The sequence below is a fragment of the Amycolatopsis sp. NPDC114503 genome (assembly GCF_055633655.1).
Genome location: NZ_JBVKDT010000004.1, coordinates 573,760 through 592,252, shown reverse-complemented (window position 1 = coordinate 592,252; position 18,493 = coordinate 573,760). Strand labels below are relative to the sequence as shown.

Genomic DNA, 18,493 nt, shown 5'->3' with positions numbered 1-18,493 from the left:
AACCCGGACCAGGGTTGCGCTGGCGGCGAGGGCGTTCGGGGCGGCCTGCGGAGAGCAAGAGGCACCCGGCACGAGGCGGCGCTGAGGCAAGGGGCGCTCAGGCCACGGTCGCGACCGCAGTCAAGCGAGGATCGCACTCAGGCCAACGTCGCGCGGAGGGCGAGAATCAACTCGAACCGGTCGTCCGGATCCCACAGCCGGCCCTCGAACATCGTCTCCAGTTCCTGGGCGCGAGCGCGGACGGTCTGCGGATGGATCGCCAGCCGGTCCGCCGCCTCGCGGACGTTCCCGCGCGTCTCCAGCCAGGCCAGCAACGTCCGGGCCAGCCGGCTGTACTGCTTCGAGGTCAACGCGGCCAGCGGAGCCAGCCTGCGGCGCGAGACATTCGCCGGGAGCAACGGGTCCTTGTGCAGCAACAGCGTCGAGAGGTGGTCCGCGCACCAGGTCAACGGCTCGTCCGGGAGCACGTCGGCCGCGACCAGGTGCAACGCCTCCCGGGCCGCCGCCAGCGAGCGGCCCGCCCGGTGCGGGGGCACCGGCGGGCCGACCGCCGCTCGATGGCCCGCCAGCGCATCGGCGAGCGGGCCTCGTTCCTCGGGCATCGCCAGCAACAGCCGCGGCACCGCGTCCTCGAGGTCTTCGAGAGCGTCGAGCCCGACGACGTCGGCCGGTCCGTCGAAAGCCACCGCGACCAGCCGCCGGGGCAAGGGCCAAGCCGCGTCCGAGGCGGCTTCCTCCAGCGCCTGGACGGGGGTCGGCGGTTCGGAGAGCAGCAGATCCAGCAGCCGCCGCCTGCGGCGTTCCCTGGCGCCCGTCGCCCGGGCCCGCGCGGCCGCGTGCCCTTCCACCGACAATGCCGACAGTTCGTCGATGTAGGCGAAAATCGCTTCGGCCAGCAGACACAGCGTCGCCGGCGGCACCCCGGCCCGGGTGCCCGCTTCGGCCATCCGCCGCCAGGTCACGCGCGCGCCGACCCGGTACGCCGCTTGCAGGACGTCGAGGTTGCGGCCCTGCTCGAACTCGTGCACTCCGAGTGCGACGAACACCTTCCGGCGATCGTCGGCGACCGCGCCCGCCGCCGCGATCCGGTCGACGAACTGCAGGATCGCCGTCTGCACGCCGCCGCGCAGCGCTTTGCCGAACGGGCCGTCGAGGGGTTTCGCGTAGCCGGGCACGGTGCGCTGGATTTCGCGCAGCACGTCGTCGGCGACGTCCAGCAGCCGGGGCCGGAACACCGCGGCCAGTTCGCGGGGGAGCATCGCCCACAGCCGCCCGGGGCGTCCGTCTCCGCTCAGCATCGGTCCGAAGGCTGTCTCGCCGGACAGTCCTGTCACATGCCTCACCACTTCGCTGGGATGACGCGGGTCAGGAGCCGAGCAGCGCTTCCGCGCGCAGGGCGATCTCCAGGTCGAGCCGGTCGTCGGCGTTGTCGAGCCGGTCGCCGAACAGATCGGTGAGCTGGTGCATGCGGTACCGGACGGTCTGCGGATGCACCTTGAGGATCCTCGCGATCTCGGGCGCGCTGCCGCGGGACTGCAGCCAGATCAGCAGGGTCTCGCCGAGCCGCGCGCGCTGTTTCGGCGTGAGGTCCCGGAACGGCTCAAGGTTGCGCTCGCACAGTTCCCGGACCAGGAATTCGTCGGCGAGCAGCCAGAGCGTCGACAGATGGTCCGCGCAGTGCGTCACCGGCGCGTCCGGCAGCACGCCGCGCTGGACGAGCCTCAGCGTCCGGCGCGCCCAGAGCAGCGACCGGGGCGCGTCGGCGAGCCGGACGGCGGGGCCGATCACCGCGCGCCAGCCCGGCAGCCGTCCGGCGAGATCGGCCAGATGCTCGTCCGGGGCTCCGGTGACCAGGCACGGTTCGCCGCCTTCGAGGTCGACGAGGACGTCCGGGTGGAGGTCGGGGGTGGCGAGGCGATGCTGGCCGGAACGCGGTTCGAGGGCGACGACGGTGACCTCGTCCGGGAGCCCCCACTGCGCGGCGGCGGCCTGCGCGGCGATGGCCTGCGGAGCGGACGGCGGATCGGCGAGCAGCAAGTCGAGCAACCTGCGTCTGCGCCGGGCCAGGTTCCCGGCCGCCCGGGTCTGCGCCGCCGTGTAGCCCTCGATCGACAGCGCGGAAATCTCGTCGACGTAGGCGAAAATGGCTTCGGCACTCGTGCAGAGCGTCTCCGCGGCAAGCCCGGCGGTCTGCCCGAACTCCGAGAGATGCCGCCACGCCACCCGCCCGCCGACGCGGTACGCGGTCTGCAGGCAGTCGAGGCTGCGGCCCTCGGCGAACTCGATCTTGCCGAGGTCGCGGAACACCGCCGACCAGGCGGCGGCAGGCGCGGCCGCGGGCTTGCCGACACTGTCGAGGCACTGGACGATCGCCTGCCGGACACCACGGGTGATGACGTGCCCGAACGCGCCTTCGATCGGCTGCCGGTACTCCGGCACCGCCAGCTGGACCTCGCGCAGGATGGCCTTCGCCAGCGGGTCGACCCGCGGCGCGAAGCGGACCGCCAGCTCCCGGGGGAGCGACGCCCACAGCCCGAGCGCGCTGGAAGCGCGGACGGGCCGGGCTTCCGCGGGGCTCCGAGGGGCGGGCGCGACCGGTCCCGAATGCGGGCGGGCGGAAGGTCCGGCGGTGCGTTCGGGGGAGTGCGGCCGGTAGCCCCGCGGTGCGGGACGGACGAACCCGGAGTCCACATCGGTCATGTTTTTGTCCTTGCTGGCGCCAAAATCGGCCTCTTCGCGGCCGAAGCCGATCCGGATTTTGCGGCACAGGCAACATAATTTCCCCGGAACGGCACTGTCAACGGGCCGGTGGCCGACGTGGTCATCCCCCGTCCGGACTACACCCGAACGGGTGGAAGGAGGTGGGTGCGGGTGATACCTCCGGACCCGGCGGATGCTATCCGGATGACAATTTTCAGGCGGGCGTTTTCGAATCCCCGATCGAGGTTTCCAGGCGGGCCGCCACGTCGGCCAAGGTGAGCCGCGCGGGCTCGGTGCCGGCGAGGAACTCGTTGAGCAGCAGGCAAAACCAGTCCGGGTCGGCGACATGCGGAAAGTGCTTCGCGTTTTCGCGCACGACCAGCCTGCTGTCCGGCACCAGTCCGGCGGTCCGGCGCCCGTGCGCGACCGGGACGATCGGGTCGCGTGCTCCCCAGACCAGCAGCATCGGCACCGATTCGGCCAGGTACAGCTTCTCCGCGGCGCTCGCGCGCTGGCCGCGCAGGTCCATCAGGCTGCCCGCGACGGACAGGAAGGCCCGCCGCCGCGCGGGGTCGGCGAGGGAGGCGAAATGCCGGGCCAGTTCACGTGTTTCAGTTTTCAACGACCTGCCGAGCCGCCTCCCCAGCCGGGCCGCCTGGCGCGCGAGCGCGAGGGTCGCCGGGTTGACGGCCAGCGCGAGGAAGGCGGACGCGCCGGGCAGCGCGGCGGCTCGGAGCACCGGGCTCACTTCCGGGCCGAGCCCGGCACTGCCGACGAGAACCAGCCGGTCGCACATTTCCGGGAATTGGTAGGAGAACTGCATCGCGATCCCGCCGCCGAGGGAATGTCCGACGACGGTCGCGTGCCGCACGCCGGACACCGCGAGCACGTCCCGCACGATGCTCGCCATCGCGCCGAGCCCGTAGTCCGCGCGGGGTGCGTCGGAACCGCCGTGCCCCGGCAGGTCCAGTGCCAGTACGCGGCGGTCGAATGCGTTGCGGCGGGCGAAAACCGGTGCCCAGGTTTCGATGCTGCCCGCGATTCCGTGCAGCAGCACGACCGCCTCGTCGCCGGTGTCCGCCGCGGGCCGGTATTCGCGCAGCCGGACCCGCCGGCCGTGGAGGGAGAGGGTGTAGGTCTCGAGTGTCATCGGCAGCCTTTCTCGCGAATCCGAAATTAGGGCAGCCGGCGCTTTCCCGCGTTGTGGCAAACGCCACTTTCCGGGAATTCGGGACGCACGTGACAGGAAAGGAAAGGGGAAATCGGCCGCGCGTGCGAATTTTCCGCCGGCCGCCGAACGGCGTGTCGACAGTGCGGCGGCGTCCGGGTCATCCTCGACGCATGGCCGCAATGACGCACCGGGCGCGCTGATGTCGTGCCGCGCGACGATCCATTTCGCTCCCCAGGGACGCCGCCCGCCTTCGCCGCGGCGTGGCGGGAGAGCGTGGCGACGGGTGCTGCCGATGCCGGCCAGCAGGCTGGAATGCGGGACCGGCCGGGCGTCGTCCCGGATGGCGATCGCGCGGTCGATCCGCCGGTTTTGGCGCGAGGGCGCTCTCCGCTTCGCGGAAGTCCTTGACGCCCGTTCCCAGCTCCGGACCGCGCCCGTCGACCAGCCGCCGGTCAGTTCTCCGGCGGCCGATGCGCGCGCATGAGGCGCTGGGCGCGCAGGGCCAGCTGCATGCCGAGCCGGTCGTCGGCGTCCTTGAGCCGGTCGCCGAACAATCCCTCCAGCTGCCGCAGCCGGTTGCGGACCGTCTGCGGGTGCACGCCGAGCCTCTGCGCGATTTCCGGTGCCCCGCCCCGGGTTTCCAGCCAGGCCAGCAGGGTTTCACTGAGCCGCTCGCGCTGCTTGGCGCTCAGCGAGGCGAAGGGGTCGAGGCTTTGCCGGGCCAGCTCGGCGGCCAGGAAGTCCTCGGCGAGCAGCCAGAGCGTGGCCAGATGGTCGCGGCACCAGACGATCGGGCCGGGAGTCTCCGGCCCGGACAGCTGCAGTGCCCGGCGCGCGGTGCGCAACGCGGCCGGGGCGTCGGCCAGCGGCACGGTCGGCGACACCGCGGCCCGCCAGCCCGCGGGCATCGCCTCCAGCGGCGCCAGATCCGCGTCCGGGTCGCGGGCGAGCAGATGCGGCTCGGGACCGTCGAGGTCGGCGAGAACGCCGTCGCCGAGCAGTTCGGCCGGGAAGTCCGGGGCCCCGGGACCGCGCTCGAGAGCGACCATCGCGGTCGTTTCGGGCAGCGGCCACCCCGCTCCGCTCGCCAGTTCGGCGATGCTGCTCGCCGCGCCTTCCGGAGCCTGGACGATCAGCTCCAGCAGCCGTCGCCGCCGGGCGGGCACGGCTCCCTCGGCGTCGGCCTGTGCCTGCTGGTAGCCGGCGATCGCGGTGGCGCACAGCTCGTCGACGTAGGCGAAGATCGCTTCCGCGCCGACCGAGATCACGGCCGGATCGACGCCCGCGGCGACCACCGCGGGGTGCATCGCCCGCCAGGCGACCCTGGCCCCGATCGTGGCCGTGTCCTGCAGTGCGTCGAGGTTGCGGCCCTCGCCGAACTCCACGGCGCCGCGGTCGCGGTAGAACTCGATCCACTCCTCGTGCGGCAGATCCGGGGCGCCCATCGAGTCCACGCAATGCAGCACCGCGTACTCGACGCTGCGGATCAGCACCTTCCCGAAGACGCCCTTGAGCGGCTGGCCGTAGGCCGGGACCGCGCGCTGGGTCTCCTGGATCATCGCGGCCGCGGCGTGCGCCGCGTGCGGGCGCAGGCACGCGCCGAGCGCGCGCGGCAGGGAGGCCAGCAGAGCGAAGCTGCGGTACTCGACCACGAATCCCCCTTCGAAGCGCTTGGGCGGAGGGAGGTGAGCGTAGCTGAAAACGTGCGTCACTAAAAATGAACGATCGGTACTCGAAAGAGCGACGCGAACCCGTCCTTTTGACACGGACGAGTGTGCGTTCTACGCTCCGTGCCGGCTGGTGCCGATTATTCCTGAACCGTCAATTTCCGAGTGAGGGATTAAAACGCCATGCGCAGTTCCGCCGCTCCGGACGGCTCCGTGTGGGCGCGGCTCCCGCGCCGGCTGGGCGATGCGGTGCGCCCGCGGATCCCGGAGATCGCCAGGGCGTGCGTCGCCGCCATCGCCGCCGAGATCCCGGAATATTCCGGGTGCTTCGGCAGCGAACCCGGGCGGACCGCCGCGATCGAGCAGACCCGGCGGGGGATCGAACGGGACATCGACCGCGTGGGCGCCCCCGCGATGTGGCAAAGCGACCGGCTCGCCGATTTCCGCGCCCACGGGCGGACGGCGTTCCACGAAGGACTCAGCCGGGAGTCGGTGCAGGCGGCGGTGCGCGTCGCGAGCCGGGTGATGTGGCGCTGGATCGCCGAAATAGCCCAGGAAACCGGTGTGTCCGGCGACGTCGTCTACGGGATGGCCGAAGGCATGCTCGGCGATGTCGAGACGTCGACGGCGGCGGTGGCGGAGGGCTACAGCGCGGCCGAGGCGGCGATGTCCGGCGACGGCGAGCGGAATCGCCGCGTGCTCCGCGCGCTCCTCGACGGCGGGCAGCGGACCGAAGAGGACAGTCCGGCCGGGCTGCCCGCGCGGGTCGCGGTGGTGGTGTTCCGCGCGCTGCCGGGTGCGCCCAAGCTTCCGCCGGGCCTGCTTCCGGACCACGTCCTCGCGGATCCGGCGGGCGATCCGCCGACGGCGCTCACCGCCGCGCCGGACACGGATCTGGCGGGACTCGCCGGACTGCCCGCGGGCTGGACGGCGGCGGTCGGCCCGCTGGTGCCGCCCGGCTCGGCGGCCGAATCGTTCCGGGTCGCGCGCCGCGCGGCCGACCTGGCGGCCCGGGGCCTGCTGGACGCGCCGGGCCCGGTGGTCTGGTGCCGCGACCACGTGCCGGCGCTGCTGCTGCTCGCGGACGAGTTCCTGGCGGCACAGCTGGCCGAAACGACGCTCGCCCCGCTCGCCGGGCTGCCGGAGAAGCGTCGCGGGCAATTGGCGGAGACGTTGCTGGTGCTGGTGCAGACGAGGGGAAGCGCCCCGGAACTCGCGCGAGCGCTGGACCTGCACCCGCAGACGATCCGCGCCCGGCTGAAAACGCTCGCCGAATTGTTCGGGGACCGATTGACCGACCCCGGCGAGCGGCTGCGGCTCGAACTGGCGTTGCTGGCGGAGCGGGCGCTGCCGGACCGGGTGTGAGGCGAACGCCCGCCTGCCGGGCGGCGCCGGAAACTTTGCCGTGTCCGGTATTTACGGAATTTTAGCGATCGGCTCGCCTCGCGACCCGGGAAGCCGTTGCGCGACCAGCTCGCCGTCGATTTCCTTCGGACGAGCTGGTCGCGGGAACACCCACCGCCGGTAGCCGAACCAGCGGAACGCCGTGCCCGCCGCCGTGCCCAGCACCATTCCCGCGACGAAGTCCGCGATTTCCTGTGCCAGGTAGCCGATCTGCGACTCTTCGAGACGAAGGACGTACCGCGATACCAGCAGTGGCAAGAGATTCACCGCCACCGCACCGGCATTGACGGCGAAGAACAGCGCCGCCTCTCGCAGCCGCCCGTGGCCGCCTCTGTCCACGAAGGACCATTGGCGGGACAGGAAGTATGCGAACGCCGTCGACGCGACAGTCGCGATCGCCAGCGCGGTCACCGGTTTCTCTTGCAGCACAGTCAGTTTGAGGCTGTAGTCGACCAGCATGGTGACCCCGTAGGCGGCCGCTCCGACGACGGCGAAGCGAAACAGTGCTCGCGGCTCGGGCATGGTTTCGCGGATCAGCAGTTCGACGCGGCCGGTTTGCCGGCGATCCGGTCCTTGACGAAGGACAGGACGTCGGCGTTGCCGGTGTAGACCAGCGTGATGTGGTCGGTGTCGTAGGTTTTCCAGATTTCCTGGACGCCGGCGGCGCAGTACGTCTTGTGCAGGGCGTCGGCCTGAGCGAACTGGACCAGCTGATCGCCGGTGGCGTGATAGAGGAACAGCGGGGCCTTCGGCGGGGTAGCGCCGAGCTTGTTCTCGGCCAGCCGTGCCGCCCACGCGGGCTGGATGTAGCCCGGACTCGTGGTGTAGTCGGTGATCTTCTGATTCGCGTACGTGGTCAGCAGTTCGAACGTGCACGCGCTCTGTTTCATCTCGGCGAGCTTCGCGCGGCCGTTGTCGCTGAGGAACGAGTCGAGTTTCAGCTCCGGGTACGCCTGGTCGAGGCCGAGCAGGGCGTAGGCGAAGACCCCGAAGCCGAATTTGCCGTCGAGCTGCAGCGTCACCTGGACGAGGTCGGCGGGCACCCCGCCGGCGGCGATCCCGGCGAGATTCAGTTCCGGGGCGTACGACGGTTGGAGTTCGCCTGCCCACACCGCCGCGCCGCCGCCCTGGGAATAGCCGCGGAAGACCACTTTCGACGTGCCGGAAAGCCCGGCCGGGGCAAGTCGCTGGGCCGCGCGTACTGCGTCGATCACCGCCGGGCCTTCGGACCGTCCCACGACGTACGTCGTTTTGGGGGAGCTTTGGTAACCCTCGTAATCCGGGACCGCGACGGCGTAGCCCGCGTCGAGCAGGTCGTCGAGGCCGGGCTGCTCGTAGAAAGCGCCCATGTCGATCATCTTCGACGGAGTGCAGGCGAACGCCGGACCGTGCGTTCCGGGGGTGAACGCGACGACCGGCGCGCTGGCCCGGTCCGCGTTCTTCGGCACCAGCACGGTGCCGGTGACCGCGTCCGGCTTTCCGAGTGCGTTGGTGGACAGGTACATCACCTGCCAGGCGTCGACGGACGCCTTGCGCGGCCCGGCATTCGACGGCCGCCAGCGGATGACGTCGCCGGGTTTGCCCGGCGGCAGCGGCGAGGGCGGCGTGTAGAACGAGTCGTCGGCCGGGCCGGTTCCGGGCTCCGCCGCGGCTGCCGGGGCGAGCGTCGTGGCGAGGACCAGTGCGACCAGCGCGGCGAGCGCGCGGCGGGCTGTCATGAACTCGTCCCGTAGACGCGCTTGCAGGTCGCGGATTCGGCGAAGGCCAGGTTCAGTTCGGGGTTCGCCCGGAGGTCCTTGATCGGGCCTTCGGGGTCGGTGAGCTGTCCCATCGTCGCGTCGGCGGCGGCGACCGCCTGGCGCAGGCTCGCCTGGTCGTCCACCTTCGCCTGTTCCATTGTGGACTTCGTCGAGGCGATTTTGTTCGTGGTCTCGGCAAGGTTGGCGGCGGCTTTGTCCACTGCGGACTGACCGTCGGGGACGGGAGGCACGCCGGCCGCGCGGAGGCCGCCCGCCATGTCGCCGAGCGCCGAGCCCAGCCGGTCCAGGAAAGCGACCATCGCGTCCCGCGTCTTGCCCGGGGCGGCGCTGTCGGCGGCCGGCGGCTGCGAGAGCTTTGCCGAGCCCGAGGCCACGCTGGCGCACACCTTGTCGACCCACGCGAGCGCCGCCGGATCGGCGTGCCGGCCGGAGGCCGCGGGTGCGTCCGAGGAGCAGGCAGTGCACGAGAGGAGCACGGCAGCCGACATCGCCAGCACCGCGCTGTGCATTCTGTTCATGGTTTTCGAGGCTACGCAGCACGATCGCGGGCGGGCAAGAATGGAATGCGCGATTGGCACGCGCGTGAACATTTCCGGATTCGGAGTTGTCACCCCCGTCAGCGTCCGGGTGCGGGGGCAGTACTGGGAAAAGTCGCCTGTGCCTGCTAGGAAAAAGGTCCGCGCGGCGTGCCGAGGTGACAATTTGCGGAGCTGTCCCCGGGATTTCCGCAAAAGCTCTTGATCGGCGCTCCGAACGCTCGCTAGCTTACTGTCCGGTAGCGATTTCTGTTCACAACGCTCCGCCTTTTCGTATCACTGTTGATACACGGAAGGACCATCGTGAGTCACCCAAGAGGCAAGAAGAAGACGGTCGTGGCCGCCGCGGCCGCGGGTGCGGCGGGGCTCGTCGCCGCCGCGCTGGTGGTCGGGGCCCAGACCAGTGCCGCCGACCCGATTTCGCTGACGCTGAACTATCACTGCACCTTCCCGCTGGTGGGTTCGCAGTCGCTGAAGGTGGTGATCAACACCGACCTGCCGCCCGCGGTGAACGCCGGGCAGGCGACCGGGGCCTTCGACATCAAGGCCGTGTCGACCATCAACGCGGACACGGTCAGCGGGCTGGGCCTGATCGGGGCCACGACCCTGGAGGGCAGCGCGACCGCGAGCGCGAAGGTGGCCGCGCCCGGCCTCGACCTCCCGGTCAGCGTGCCGATCGCGCTGGACAAGACGAACATCCCGGCTTCGGGCGAGATGAACATCAACGCGACGGGCAAGACGCCGTCGCTCACGTTCACCCAGCCCGGCCAGGCGAAGATCACCGTGGGCGACCTGGCGCTCAAGGTCACCCCGCGCAAGGCGGACGGCTCGGTCACCGGGATCACCCCGGACGGCACCATCAACGCGCCGTGCACCCAGGACCCTGGCCAGAACAACACCCTCGCCACGATCACCATCAACGGCGGCGGCGGGACGTCGACGCCGCCCCCGACCTCGGACACCCCGCCCCCGACCTCCGACACGCCGCCTCCGACGTCGGTCACCCCGCCGCCGACTTCCGACACGCCGCCGCCCGGGGGCACCAAGTTCGTGTTCGGCATCGACGGGAAGACCGCGCTGAAATCGCTCGGCAGCACCGCGCCGATCAAGGGCGGCTTCGACGCCGACGTGGACATCGCGGCCAAGAAGTTCACCGGCTCGCTGAAGCTCGACGCGACCAAGACCGACTTCAAGCTGCTCGGGTTCCTGCCGGGCAGCGCGGACGTCAAGGTCGTGCAGAACGGCACGCAGAGCGGCGAACTGGTGGGCACCGGGTTCAAGGCGCACATCAAGTTCGACGTTTTCCTGCCCACGGTCAGCCTGTTCGGGTTCCCGATCAGCACCGACCCGAAGTGCGGCACGGTCAGCCCGTCGACCAGCGAGATGAGCACCGGCGACGGTTTCGACCTGCTCAAGGGCGGCAAGCTGACCGGGACCTACGCGCTGTCGGCGTTCCAGAACTGCGGTTCGTTCAACGACTGGATCAGCGCGTTCGCCAAGAGCGACGGCAACTCGCTCGACCTGAACCTCGCCCGCCAGTAACCGGATCTGCCGGCCCCCGCCGCGGCGCGGCGGGGGCCGGTGCCATGCCCCGGAAAGGGGAAACCCGTGCCGAAAGCCCGATGGTTGCTCGCGGCGGGTCTCGCCTGCCTCGCTGCCGTCTGCCTCGTCTCTCCCGCGGCCGCGGCGACGCGGGTCGACAAGAAGCTGAGTTACACCTGCCCGTTTCCGTTGATCGGGGAGCAGAAACTGGACGTCGAGGTGAAAGCGTCGTTCGACGCGCCGTCCTCGCCGGGCGGCACGCTCACGACCTCGGACCTCGCGGTCTCGGTGGCCGTTCCCGACAAAGCCGCGCGCGGCCTGGCACTGGTCGGCGCCGCGAGCATCGAAGGAACGGCGGCCGCGGAGGTGACGCTGGCCAACGGCTCGCTGACCCTGCCGGTGGCCGTGCCGCTCACCGTGGCGAAGACGGCGCTGCCGCAGCCAGGACCGTTCACCGCCCAGGCGACCGGCTCGGTGCCGCCGATAGTGGTGCCGAACGCGGGCAAAACGACGGTGACCCTCGGCAGCTTCAGCACCCGGCTGACGCCGAAGAAGGCCGACGGCTCGTTCACCGGACTGGGCTCGTTCACCTCGGACTGCACGCTCGACCCGGGACAGGACGCGGTCCTGCTGAGCTTCGACGTCGGCACCACGCAGAGCGGCTACAGCTACGGCCTCACGGGTGCCACGACGTTGAAGGCATTGGGCGCGACGGTGCCGCTCAACGGGTCTTTCGCCGTCGCCACGCAGCCTTCGTTCAGCAGCCGCCCGGCATTCGACCCGGCGCGCGCGGACTTCAAGCTCTTCGGTTTCGTGCCAGGCATCGCCGAATTGCGATTCGCACCGGACGGCGAGCAGACGGGCTCGTTGGGCGACGGTGGTTTCGTGACGCACACGAAGCTCGCGTTGGCGGTGCCGCAGGTGTCGCTGTTCGGGTTGCCGGTCGCGGACGCGGGCTGCCGGGCCAGTGCGCCGATCCCGGTCGAGCTGCGCACTGGAGCTGGGTTCGCGCTGGTCTCGGGTGGATCGGTTACCGGGACTTACTCGATCCCGCCGTTGACTGGTTGTGGTGCTTTTACTGCGTACCTCAGCTCGTTATTTCAGGGAGAGGGCAACACTTTCGCGGTTGCGCTGGCCGCGCGCTAGGCCCGGGGGATCGGGAGGCGGGGCATGGTGTTCGTCTGGGTCGTCGGGCGAGCATCGTGCCCCGTTGTACGGTATTATGCTGCAGGGAAAGCACTTCGTCGGTGGAGGCTGAAACACCGTTGTCGACGGGAGGTTGCTTCCCAGTGCTGCGCGGCGCGGGTTCAACGCTCCGAGCACCTGGGTGCCACCTCGTATCCGTGCGCGTCGCCGGGACGACGCTGCAGGACATCGATGTCGGACCCGGACCGCTTCCGGCTGATGTTCCGCTCGGAATCCGACCTGCCCGACCATCTCGCCAAGTCCTGCCGGGCGAGCCGGCGCCGGGTCCTGAAGGAACTCGTCGAGGTGATCGACGGGGGATCGCCGACGTGAGCTTCCGGAACGTCAACGCGCGGCCCGCGGCGCTGGGCGTCATCGGGAGGCTGAACTGGACACGGTCGAGCACCTCGCGCGCCCGGACGAGGGCGACCGGGCGTAAGGCCCTGCGCCGGGGTGCTGTTCGGGCGATTCCGCGTCAATTCGCGCGCGACGAGCGTCCCGGGAGAGTTCGTTTCTCCAGCGGTGATCGTCGCCCGCCGGATTGACGGGCAGCGCCGTAATCCGCCCCTCATCTCCGTGCGGCACAGGAACACGGCCCGATCATTTAGTCCACAAAGGACTTCCACGGCGGAGTTCAGCGCACGACGGACAACACCAGCTCCCGATAGTTGCGCAACGCCTGCCGCCACGACGCCAGTTCCAGCTTCTCGTTCGCCGCGTGCATCTGCCGGGGATCTCCCGGACCCCAGATCACGATCGGCGCACCGGCCACCGACCCGGCCAAGGCCGAAGCGTCCGTGAAGTACGTCGCGGCAGGAGCAGTGACCTGGCCGGCGAGCGCGTCCGGCAGGCGAGACGTCCGAACCGCGGGCAGATCGAGATCCACCTCGGCACTGATCGCCGGATCGAGCGCGGAGGCCCAAGCGATCACCGGCGCGCCACCGTCCACCGTGCGCACATCCAGCGTCAGGACAGCCGACGCGGGAACGATGTTCGTCGCGGTTCCGCCCTCGAACGTCCCTACATTGACGGTTTCCTCGCCCAGATAGTCCTCAGTGGACAGCGGGAGGGAACCGAGCGCGCCGAGAGCCCGGTCGGCGAGAAGCTGGATCGCGTTGCAGCCGAGCTGGGGCGTGGACCCGTGGGCGGCCTTGCCGGTCGCGGCGAGGCGTAGCCAGGTGGCTCCGCGATGTCCGAGCGAGACGCGGTTCCTCGTCGCCTCCGGGACCACGACGAGCCGCGGCGTCAGATCCAGCGAAGCCGAAGCCTCCGCCGCGCCCCGGCAGCCGATCTCTTCGTCGCTGGTGATGAGGACTTGCGCGTCGGCACCGGCTTCCGCGGCGTTGCGCAACGCGGCCAAGGCGGCGACCAGCCCGCCTTTCATGTCGACGCTGCCGCGTCCGTGCAGGAACTCCTCGTCGACGTCCGCGGAAAACGGGGCGCGCTCCCACAGGCCGGGGGAGCCGACCGGGACGGTGTCGATGTGGCACACGAACAGCACCCCGTTGCCTGAACCGGTGCCGAGCAGCACCCACGGCCGGCCGGCGGTGGAGCGTTGCAGCACGCGTACGCCCGCAGTCGCGGTGGCGTAGGAGACGGCCAGCTCCTGCGCCCCCGCCTGCGCGGCGCTGTCGCCGGAAGTGGTGTCCTGGCGCACCAGGTCGCGCAACAGAGCGAGGGCTTCGTCGGTCATGCGGAGTACTCCCGGGTCGATTCGCGGACGACGAGCTGCATGGAGAGCACGTGGTCCGCGGGGCTGTCGCCGGCCGCGAGACGGGTGATCTCGTCGACCGCCTTGCGGGCCATCTGCTCGGTCGGCTGCGCGACGGTGGTCAGCCGCGGCGACGTCCATTCGCCGAGGGTGATCCCGTCGCAGCCGATCACCGACAGGTCTCCCGGCACCGCGACCCCCGCGCGGCGGGCCGCTTCGAGGAGGCCGACCGCGGCGATGTCGCTGGCGGTGAACACGGCGGTCGGCGAGGCGCCGGCCCGCGCCATGTGCGCGAAGAAGTTCATGCCGAAAGCCGAGCTGAAGGTGCCGCGCACGATCATCGATTCGTCGGCCTCGACCCCGTGCGCCTTCAGGGCCGCCCGGTATCCGGCCTCGCGCTGGTCGGCCGTCCGCAGTCCGGCCGGGCCGCCGACGTGGGCGATGAGCCGGTGGCCCTGGGAGATCAGGTGGGTGGTCGCCTGGTAGGCGCCGCCGAAGCTGTTCGCGGTGACGTGCGCGATCCGCGGCCCGGCGGCCTCGACGTACTCGTCGAGGAAGACCACCGGGAAGTCGCCTGCCAGCCGGTTCGCGAAGGCCTCGTTGGTGGTGTTCATCCCCAGATAGATCAGCCCGCCCACGTCCGGCACCCGCATCAGGCGTTCGACGCTGGCGCGCTCCCGCGACGGCGACGAGCCGGTGAGGGCGGTGAACACGTCGATGCCGTCCGCCGCGGCGGCGTCGGCCACCGCGTCCGCCAGCGTGGAGAAATACGGGTTGTCCAGAGACGGGACGACCAGGCCGAGGCTGAGTCCGGTGACCTGTTTCTGCACCGGCGGATGCCCTGCGGAGGACAGCGCGGCGTCGATGCGCCGGGCCGTCTCGGAGGCGACGTGGAGCTCCCCCCGGACGTACCTCGACACCGTCGACACGGCCACTCCGGCCTCTCGGGCCACCTTCGCCAGCGACATCCGGCTCCTCCCCGTTCGAGCGTTGACGGCGACTGCAACCGCATCCTATATTGGCGTTGTTGCGCTACGTTGCGCAACACGCGCTAAGCATTTTCGCCCCGAAGGAGTCGTCGATGGTCAAGGTCCTGCTAGCCGGGGAGTCGTGGGTCAGTGCGACGATCGACCACAAGGGATACGACCCGTTCGCGCACACTCAGGTGGAGATCGGGTGCGCGCGGCTGCTGGCGGCGCTGGCGGCGGAAGGGGTCGAGGTGACTCACCTGCGTTCGCACGACGTGGCCGAGAAGTTCCCGCAGACGCTGGAGGAACTCGCGGCCTACGACGTCGTCCTGCTGTCGGACGTCGGCTCCAACACCCTGCTGCTGCACCCGGACACGTTCACCCGCGGCCGTCCCGCGCCCAACCGGCTCAAGCTGCTGCGCGAGTGGGTCCAGGGCGGCGGCGGCCTGATGATGGCCGGCGGCTACCTGAGCTTCCAGGGCTTCGAGGGCAAGGCCAACTACCACCGGACGCCGATCGAGGAGATCCTCCCGGTCGACATCGACCCGTTCGACGACCGCGTCGAGACTCCGGAGGGCGTCCGCGCCCAGGTCGTGCAGTCCGGCCACCCGGTCGTCGCCGGGCTCGACCGGGAATGGCCGATCCTGCTGGGCTACCAGCACACCACGCTGAAGCCGGACGCCGAGCTGCTCGCCACCGTCGAGGGCGACGTCATGCTGGCCGCTCGCCAGGTCGGGCAGGGCCGCACCCTCGCGTTCACCTCGGACATCTCCCCGCACTGGGCTCCGGAGGAGTTCATGAGCTGGGACGGCTACGGCAAGCTCTTCGCGCAGGCGCTGACCTGGCTTGCCGGACGCGAAATCTGAGCCGCGCGCACTCAGGATCAAGGAGGATTCGATGAGTACGTCACCCACACGCGGCGCGACCTCGGCCGTCGTACTGACGATCGCGACCGTCTTCGCCGGAATGCTCGGCCCGTTGCAGTCGCTGGTCAACGGACATCTCGGCACCGCGCTCGGCGACGGGCACGCCGCCGCGCTCGTGTCCTTCGGCACCGGTCTCGTGCTGATGCTGATCATCGTGCTGGCGCGTGCCCGGACGCGTGCCGCGTTCTTCCGGCTGCCGGGTCAGCTGGTGCGCGGCGAGATCCCGCGGTGGAACTTCTTCGCGGGCCTGTGCGGTGCGGTGATCGTGCTTTCCGAAGGCGTGACCGTGGGCTTCCTCGGGGTGGCGATCTTCCAGACCTCGCTGATCTCCGGCATGGTCATCTCCGGCGTGGTGTGCGACCGCCTGGGCATCGGCGTCCCGTTCAAACAGGCGATGAGCGCGCCGCGCGTCGCCGGGGCGATCCTGGCCGTCTGCGCCACGGTGCTGGTCGTTTCCCCGAACTGGTCGGCCCCGCACATGATCGCGCTGGCGATCATGCCGTTCGTCGGCGGCCTGCTCGCCGGCTGGCAGCCCGCGGGCAACTCCGAGATCGGCCTGCTGTCCGGTTCGATGTTCATCTCCATCACCTGGAACTTCCTCATCGGCTTCGTGGCGCTCGGCCTCGTGTACGCGGTGCGGATGGCGACCGCCGGCGCGCACTTCGCCTTGCCGGGCACGTGGTGGATGTACTTCGGCGGGCCGCTCGGTCTCCTCTCGATCGCGCTGATGGCCTTGCTGGTGCGCGGTTTGGGACTCCTGCTGCTGGGCCTGGCCTCCACCGCCGGCCAGCTGATCGGGTCGCTGCTGCTCGAAATCGTCGCTCCCGCGGCGGGTTCCAGCCTGCACCTGGTCACCGTGCTCGGCGCCGGCGTGGCGCTGGCGGCCGCGGCGATCGCGATGATTCCGTCCCGGCACACAGCCGAACCGGCGGTTCTCGCCCAGCCGGCCGAGGTGCATCGTGGCTGAGGTGCGCGGCGTCCTCGGTGCGGTCGACGCCGCGGACCTCGGGCTGGTGCTTCCGCACGAGCACCTCTTCAACGACCTGTCGTCCGCAGTCGCCGAACCGGCCTACGCCTCCACGCGGCGGCTGGTCGAGGCGGAAGTGGGGCCAGACTGGCAGTTCCTGCTTCGCCAGGATCCCTACTGCTGCACCGATAACGTGGCAGTGAAGGACCATGCGAGCGTCGTGCGCGAGGTGGCCGCGTTCGCCGCGGCCGGCGGCGGCACGGTCGTCGACGCGACCGGAAGCGCGGCGATCGGCCGGGATCCGCGAGCCCTGGCGGCGGTGGCTGAGGCGACCGGGGTCAACGTCATCATGGGCACCGGTGCGTATCTGGAAAAGTTCGAGGGCGAGCGCATTACCGCGGTCACCGTCGAAGCGCAGACCGCGCGCATTCTCTCGGAGCTGGACGAGGGCGTCGGCGAAACGGGAATCCGGGCCGGTGTCATCGGCGAGGTCGGCGTCTCTCCGCTGTTCACCGACGGGGAGCGGGCTTCCTTGCGTGCCGCGGCCCTCGCGCAGGCGGAACGGCCGGGCGTCGGGCTCAACATCCACATGCCGGGCTGGCAGCGCCGCGGGCACGAGGTGCTGGACCTGGTGCTGGACGAATGCGGTGCGCTTCCCGGCAAAGTCGCGCTGGCGCACAGCGATCCGTCCGGCGACGACCCGGGCTACCAGCGCGAGCTTCTCGAACGCGGCGTGCTGCTGGAGTTCGACATGATCGGCCTCGACATCTCGTTCCCCGGCGAAGGCGTGGCCCCGACGGTTTCCCAGACCGCTCGCGCCGTGGCGCGGTGGGTGCACGAGGGTTTCGGGGAGCAGATCATGTTGTCGCACGACCTGTTCCTGAAGCAGATGTGGACGCACAACGGCGGGAACGGGCTCGTGTTCGTGCCGACGGTGTTCGCCGATCTGCTCGAAGCCGAGGGCGTGGCGGCGGACGCGGTGGCCCGGCTGATGCGGGACGTCCCGGCTCGGTGGCTGGCCGCATGAGCCCGGCGGTAGCGGTCGTCGCGTCGCTCAACGTCGACCACATCGTCCAGGCGCCCCGCATTCCGGAGCCGGGGGAGACCCTGATGGGGTTCTCGACGAGCCGGGAGCTGGGCGGAAAGGGCGGCAACCAAGCGGTCGCCGCCGCCCGGCTCGGCGCCCAGGTCGCCGTGATCGGGTGCGTCGGCCAGGACGAGGACGGCGACGAGTACCGGGAAGCCCTGCTCGCGGAAGGCGTGGACGTCGCGCACCTGCGCAGGTCCGCGCTGCCTACCGGGCGGGCGGCGATCACCGTCGACGCGGAGGGCGTCAACTCGATCGTCGTCGTGGCCGGGGCGAACGCCGACATTCCGGCTGCGGCGGCCGAAACGGCGATCGGCGAGTTGCCGGGACTTCGGGTTGTGGTGGGCCAGTTGGAGGCGGCGGTGGACGCGACGGAACGCGCGTTCGCGGCTGCTCGCGAGCGTGGCGTGCTGACGGTGCTCAACACCGCGCCCGTTGACGACCTGGCCGGGAAGCTGCTGCCGCTCAGCGATGTGGTGGTGGCGAACGAAATCGAGTTCCGGCAGCTCACCGGCCAAGACCCGGTCGACGGTCTGCGACCCGGCAGTGCCGGACTGTTCGCCGCGGGATGCCGGTGGGTGATCGTGACGCTCGGGGCCGAGGGATGCGCGGTCCTCGACGCGTCGTCGTCCGTGCACGTTCCCGCGATTGCCGTACGGGCTGTGGACACCACTGCCGCCGGAGATTCGTTCGTCGGAGCGCTTGCCGCGCGGCTCGCGGAAATCCCCGGCGAGCCGACGACCGCGGAGGTGGTGGCAGCTTGCGGGTTCGCGGCCAAAGTAGCCGCCGTCGTCGTGACGCGGCACGGAGCGCATCCTTCTCTGCCGGCCTTGGCCGAGGTCCTCGACGCGTGACTGAGGCGGCGGCAT

17 protein-coding genes are annotated in these 18,493 nt (G+C 70.6%); 8 read left to right on the top strand and 9 right to left on the bottom strand.

The genetic code is table 11. The features are described from left to right. Nucleotides 1-137: 137 nt before the first annotated feature. The 4 genes from ACZ7OI_RS19805 to ACZ7OI_RS19790 form a co-directional block, all read right to left on the bottom strand. Nucleotides 138-1,298: a PucR family transcriptional regulator gene (locus ACZ7OI_RS19805; RefSeq protein ID WP_470265647.1), complete on the bottom strand. Its 1,161-nt coding sequence runs from the start codon at nucleotides 1,296-1,298 to the stop codon at nucleotides 138-140. A 67-nt stretch (nucleotides 1,299-1,365) separates the two neighbouring features. Continuing rightward, nucleotides 1,366-2,700 (bottom strand): PucR-like N-terminal domain-containing protein, encoded by a 1,335-nt coding sequence (locus ACZ7OI_RS19800; RefSeq protein WP_470265646.1) that lies wholly within the window; start codon nucleotides 2,698-2,700, stop codon nucleotides 1,366-1,368. Nucleotides 2,701-2,914: 214 nt separating this feature from the next. Further along, nucleotides 2,915-3,850: an alpha/beta fold hydrolase gene (locus tag ACZ7OI_RS19795; RefSeq protein ID WP_470265645.1), complete on the bottom strand. Its 936-nt coding sequence runs from the start codon at nucleotides 3,848-3,850 to the stop codon at nucleotides 2,915-2,917. 473 nt (nucleotides 3,851-4,323) lie between these two features. Then, on the bottom strand, nucleotides 4,324-5,523 hold the full coding sequence (locus tag ACZ7OI_RS19790; protein WP_470265644.1) for a PucR family transcriptional regulator: 1,200 nt from the start codon (nucleotides 5,521-5,523) through the stop codon (nucleotides 4,324-4,326). A 198-nt stretch (nucleotides 5,524-5,721) separates the two neighbouring features. Between ACZ7OI_RS19790 and ACZ7OI_RS19785 the strand changes: the two genes are divergently transcribed. Further along, nucleotides 5,722-6,903 (top strand): PucR-like N-terminal domain-containing protein, encoded by a 1,182-nt coding sequence (locus ACZ7OI_RS19785; protein WP_470265643.1) that lies wholly within the window; start codon nucleotides 5,722-5,724, stop codon nucleotides 6,901-6,903. 51 nt (nucleotides 6,904-6,954) lie between these two features. On the opposite strand, the gene ACZ7OI_RS19780 is transcribed toward ACZ7OI_RS19785, so the two are convergent. Genes ACZ7OI_RS19780 through ACZ7OI_RS19770 form a run of 3 tightly spaced genes read right to left on the bottom strand, consistent with a single transcriptional unit; the run spans nucleotide 6,955 to nucleotide 9,220 of the window. Further along, nucleotides 6,955-7,464, bottom strand: a complete 510-nt coding sequence (locus ACZ7OI_RS19780; protein WP_470265642.1) for a GtrA family protein — start codon at nucleotides 7,462-7,464, stop codon at nucleotides 6,955-6,957. Nucleotides 7,465-7,475: 11 nt separating this feature from the next. Then, nucleotides 7,476-8,660: a lipase family protein gene (locus tag ACZ7OI_RS19775; RefSeq protein WP_470265641.1), complete on the bottom strand. Its 1,185-nt coding sequence runs from the start codon at nucleotides 8,658-8,660 to the stop codon at nucleotides 7,476-7,478. Further along, the gene (locus tag ACZ7OI_RS19770; RefSeq protein WP_470265640.1) at nucleotides 8,657-9,220 is read right to left on the bottom strand and encodes a hypothetical protein; all 564 of its coding nucleotides are present in this window, start codon (nucleotides 9,218-9,220) and stop codon (nucleotides 8,657-8,659) included. Before ACZ7OI_RS19770 ends, ACZ7OI_RS19775 begins: the two co-directional genes overlap by 4 nt. A gap of 321 nt (nucleotides 9,221-9,541) precedes the next feature. On the opposite strand from ACZ7OI_RS19770, the gene ACZ7OI_RS19765 reads away from it, so the two are divergent. The 3 genes from ACZ7OI_RS19765 to ACZ7OI_RS19755 all read left to right on the top strand — a co-directional run bounded on the left by ACZ7OI_RS19765 (nucleotide 9,542) and on the right by ACZ7OI_RS19755 (nucleotide 12,298). After that, nucleotides 9,542-10,780, top strand: coding sequence for a DUF6801 domain-containing protein (locus ACZ7OI_RS19765; protein ID WP_470265639.1), 1,239 nt, complete (start codon nucleotides 9,542-9,544; stop codon nucleotides 10,778-10,780). Between the two features lie 66 nt (nucleotides 10,781-10,846). Continuing rightward, nucleotides 10,847-11,926, top strand: a complete 1,080-nt coding sequence (locus ACZ7OI_RS19760; RefSeq protein WP_470265638.1) for a DUF6801 domain-containing protein — start codon at nucleotides 10,847-10,849, stop codon at nucleotides 11,924-11,926. 231 nt (nucleotides 11,927-12,157) lie between these two features. Next, nucleotides 12,158-12,298 carry a hypothetical protein gene (locus ACZ7OI_RS19755; protein WP_470265637.1) on the top strand — a complete coding sequence of 47 codons (141 nt, stop codon included), beginning with the start codon at nucleotides 12,158-12,160 and terminating at the stop codon, nucleotides 12,296-12,298. Nucleotides 12,299-12,599: 301 nt separating this feature from the next. On the opposite strand, the gene ACZ7OI_RS19750 is transcribed toward ACZ7OI_RS19755, so the two are convergent. Both ACZ7OI_RS19750 and ACZ7OI_RS19745 read right to left on the bottom strand, forming a co-directional pair. Continuing rightward, the gene (locus tag ACZ7OI_RS19750) at nucleotides 12,600-13,658 is read right to left on the bottom strand and encodes a M20 family metallopeptidase (RefSeq protein WP_470265636.1); all 1,059 of its coding nucleotides are present in this window, start codon (nucleotides 13,656-13,658) and stop codon (nucleotides 12,600-12,602) included. Next, the gene (locus ACZ7OI_RS19745) at nucleotides 13,655-14,644 is read right to left on the bottom strand and encodes a LacI family DNA-binding transcriptional regulator (protein ID WP_470265635.1); all 990 of its coding nucleotides are present in this window, start codon (nucleotides 14,642-14,644) and stop codon (nucleotides 13,655-13,657) included. Before ACZ7OI_RS19745 ends, ACZ7OI_RS19750 begins: the two co-directional genes overlap by 4 nt. Before the next feature lie 113 nt (nucleotides 14,645-14,757). Here ACZ7OI_RS19745 and ACZ7OI_RS19740 point away from each other — a divergent pair, with 113 nt between their 5' ends. Genes ACZ7OI_RS19740 through ACZ7OI_RS19725 form a run of 4 tightly spaced genes read left to right on the top strand, consistent with a single transcriptional unit; the run spans nucleotide 14,758 to nucleotide 18,478 of the window. Then, nucleotides 14,758-15,510, top strand: a complete 753-nt coding sequence (locus tag ACZ7OI_RS19740; RefSeq protein ID WP_470265634.1) for a glutamine amidotransferase — start codon at nucleotides 14,758-14,760, stop codon at nucleotides 15,508-15,510. Between the two features lie 31 nt (nucleotides 15,511-15,541). Continuing rightward, a complete protein-coding gene (locus ACZ7OI_RS19735) occupies nucleotides 15,542-16,537 on the top strand; it encodes a DMT family transporter (protein ID WP_470265633.1) in 996 nt (331 codons plus the stop codon). Next, nucleotides 16,530-17,564, top strand: coding sequence for a phosphotriesterase family protein (locus ACZ7OI_RS19730; protein ID WP_470265632.1), 1,035 nt, complete (start codon nucleotides 16,530-16,532; stop codon nucleotides 17,562-17,564). The genes ACZ7OI_RS19735 and ACZ7OI_RS19730 overlap by 8 nt, the downstream gene beginning before the upstream one ends. Then, nucleotides 17,561-18,478: a ribokinase gene (locus ACZ7OI_RS19725; RefSeq protein ID WP_470265631.1), complete on the top strand. Its 918-nt coding sequence runs from the start codon at nucleotides 17,561-17,563 to the stop codon at nucleotides 18,476-18,478. The genes ACZ7OI_RS19730 and ACZ7OI_RS19725 overlap by 4 nt, the downstream gene beginning before the upstream one ends. Nucleotides 18,479-18,493: the final 15 nt, after the last annotated feature.

What these genes read in the sequence shown, in the direction of transcription:
- ACZ7OI_RS19795 (WP_470265645.1), bottom strand. Translation starts at nt 3,850, where the DNA reads ATGACACTCGAGACCTACACCCTCTCCCTCCACGGCCGGCGGGTCCGG.
- ACZ7OI_RS19755 (WP_470265637.1), top strand. Translation starts at nt 12,158, where the DNA reads ATGTCGGACCCGGACCGCTTCCGGCTGATGTTCCGCTCGGAATCCGAC.
- ACZ7OI_RS19745 (WP_470265635.1), bottom strand. Translation starts at nt 14,644, where the DNA reads ATGTCGCTGGCGAAGGTGGCCCGAGAGGCCGGAGTGGCCGTGTCGACG.
- ACZ7OI_RS19725 (WP_470265631.1), top strand. Translation starts at nt 17,561, where the DNA reads ATGAGCCCGGCGGTAGCGGTCGTCGCGTCGCTCAACGTCGACCACATC.
- ACZ7OI_RS19800 (WP_470265646.1), bottom strand. Translation starts at nt 2,700, where the DNA reads ATGACCGATGTGGACTCCGGGTTCGTCCGTCCCGCACCGCGGGGCTAC.
- ACZ7OI_RS19740 (WP_470265634.1), top strand. Translation starts at nt 14,758, where the DNA reads ATGGTCAAGGTCCTGCTAGCCGGGGAGTCGTGGGTCAGTGCGACGATC.
- ACZ7OI_RS19775 (WP_470265641.1), bottom strand. Translation starts at nt 8,660, where the DNA reads ATGACAGCCCGCCGCGCGCTCGCCGCGCTGGTCGCACTGGTCCTCGCC.
- ACZ7OI_RS19805 (WP_470265647.1), bottom strand. Translation starts at nt 1,298, where the DNA reads ATGCTGAGCGGAGACGGACGCCCCGGGCGGCTGTGGGCGATGCTCCCC.
- ACZ7OI_RS19785 (WP_470265643.1), top strand. Translation starts at nt 5,722, where the DNA reads ATGCGCAGTTCCGCCGCTCCGGACGGCTCCGTGTGGGCGCGGCTCCCG.
- ACZ7OI_RS19770 (WP_470265640.1), bottom strand. Translation starts at nt 9,220, where the DNA reads ATGAACAGAATGCACAGCGCGGTGCTGGCGATGTCGGCTGCCGTGCTC.
- ACZ7OI_RS19750 (WP_470265636.1), bottom strand. Translation starts at nt 13,658, where the DNA reads ATGACCGACGAAGCCCTCGCTCTGTTGCGCGACCTGGTGCGCCAGGAC.
- ACZ7OI_RS19735 (WP_470265633.1), top strand. Translation starts at nt 15,542, where the DNA reads ATGAGTACGTCACCCACACGCGGCGCGACCTCGGCCGTCGTACTGACG.
- ACZ7OI_RS19780 (WP_470265642.1), bottom strand. Translation starts at nt 7,464, where the DNA reads ATGCCCGAGCCGCGAGCACTGTTTCGCTTCGCCGTCGTCGGAGCGGCC.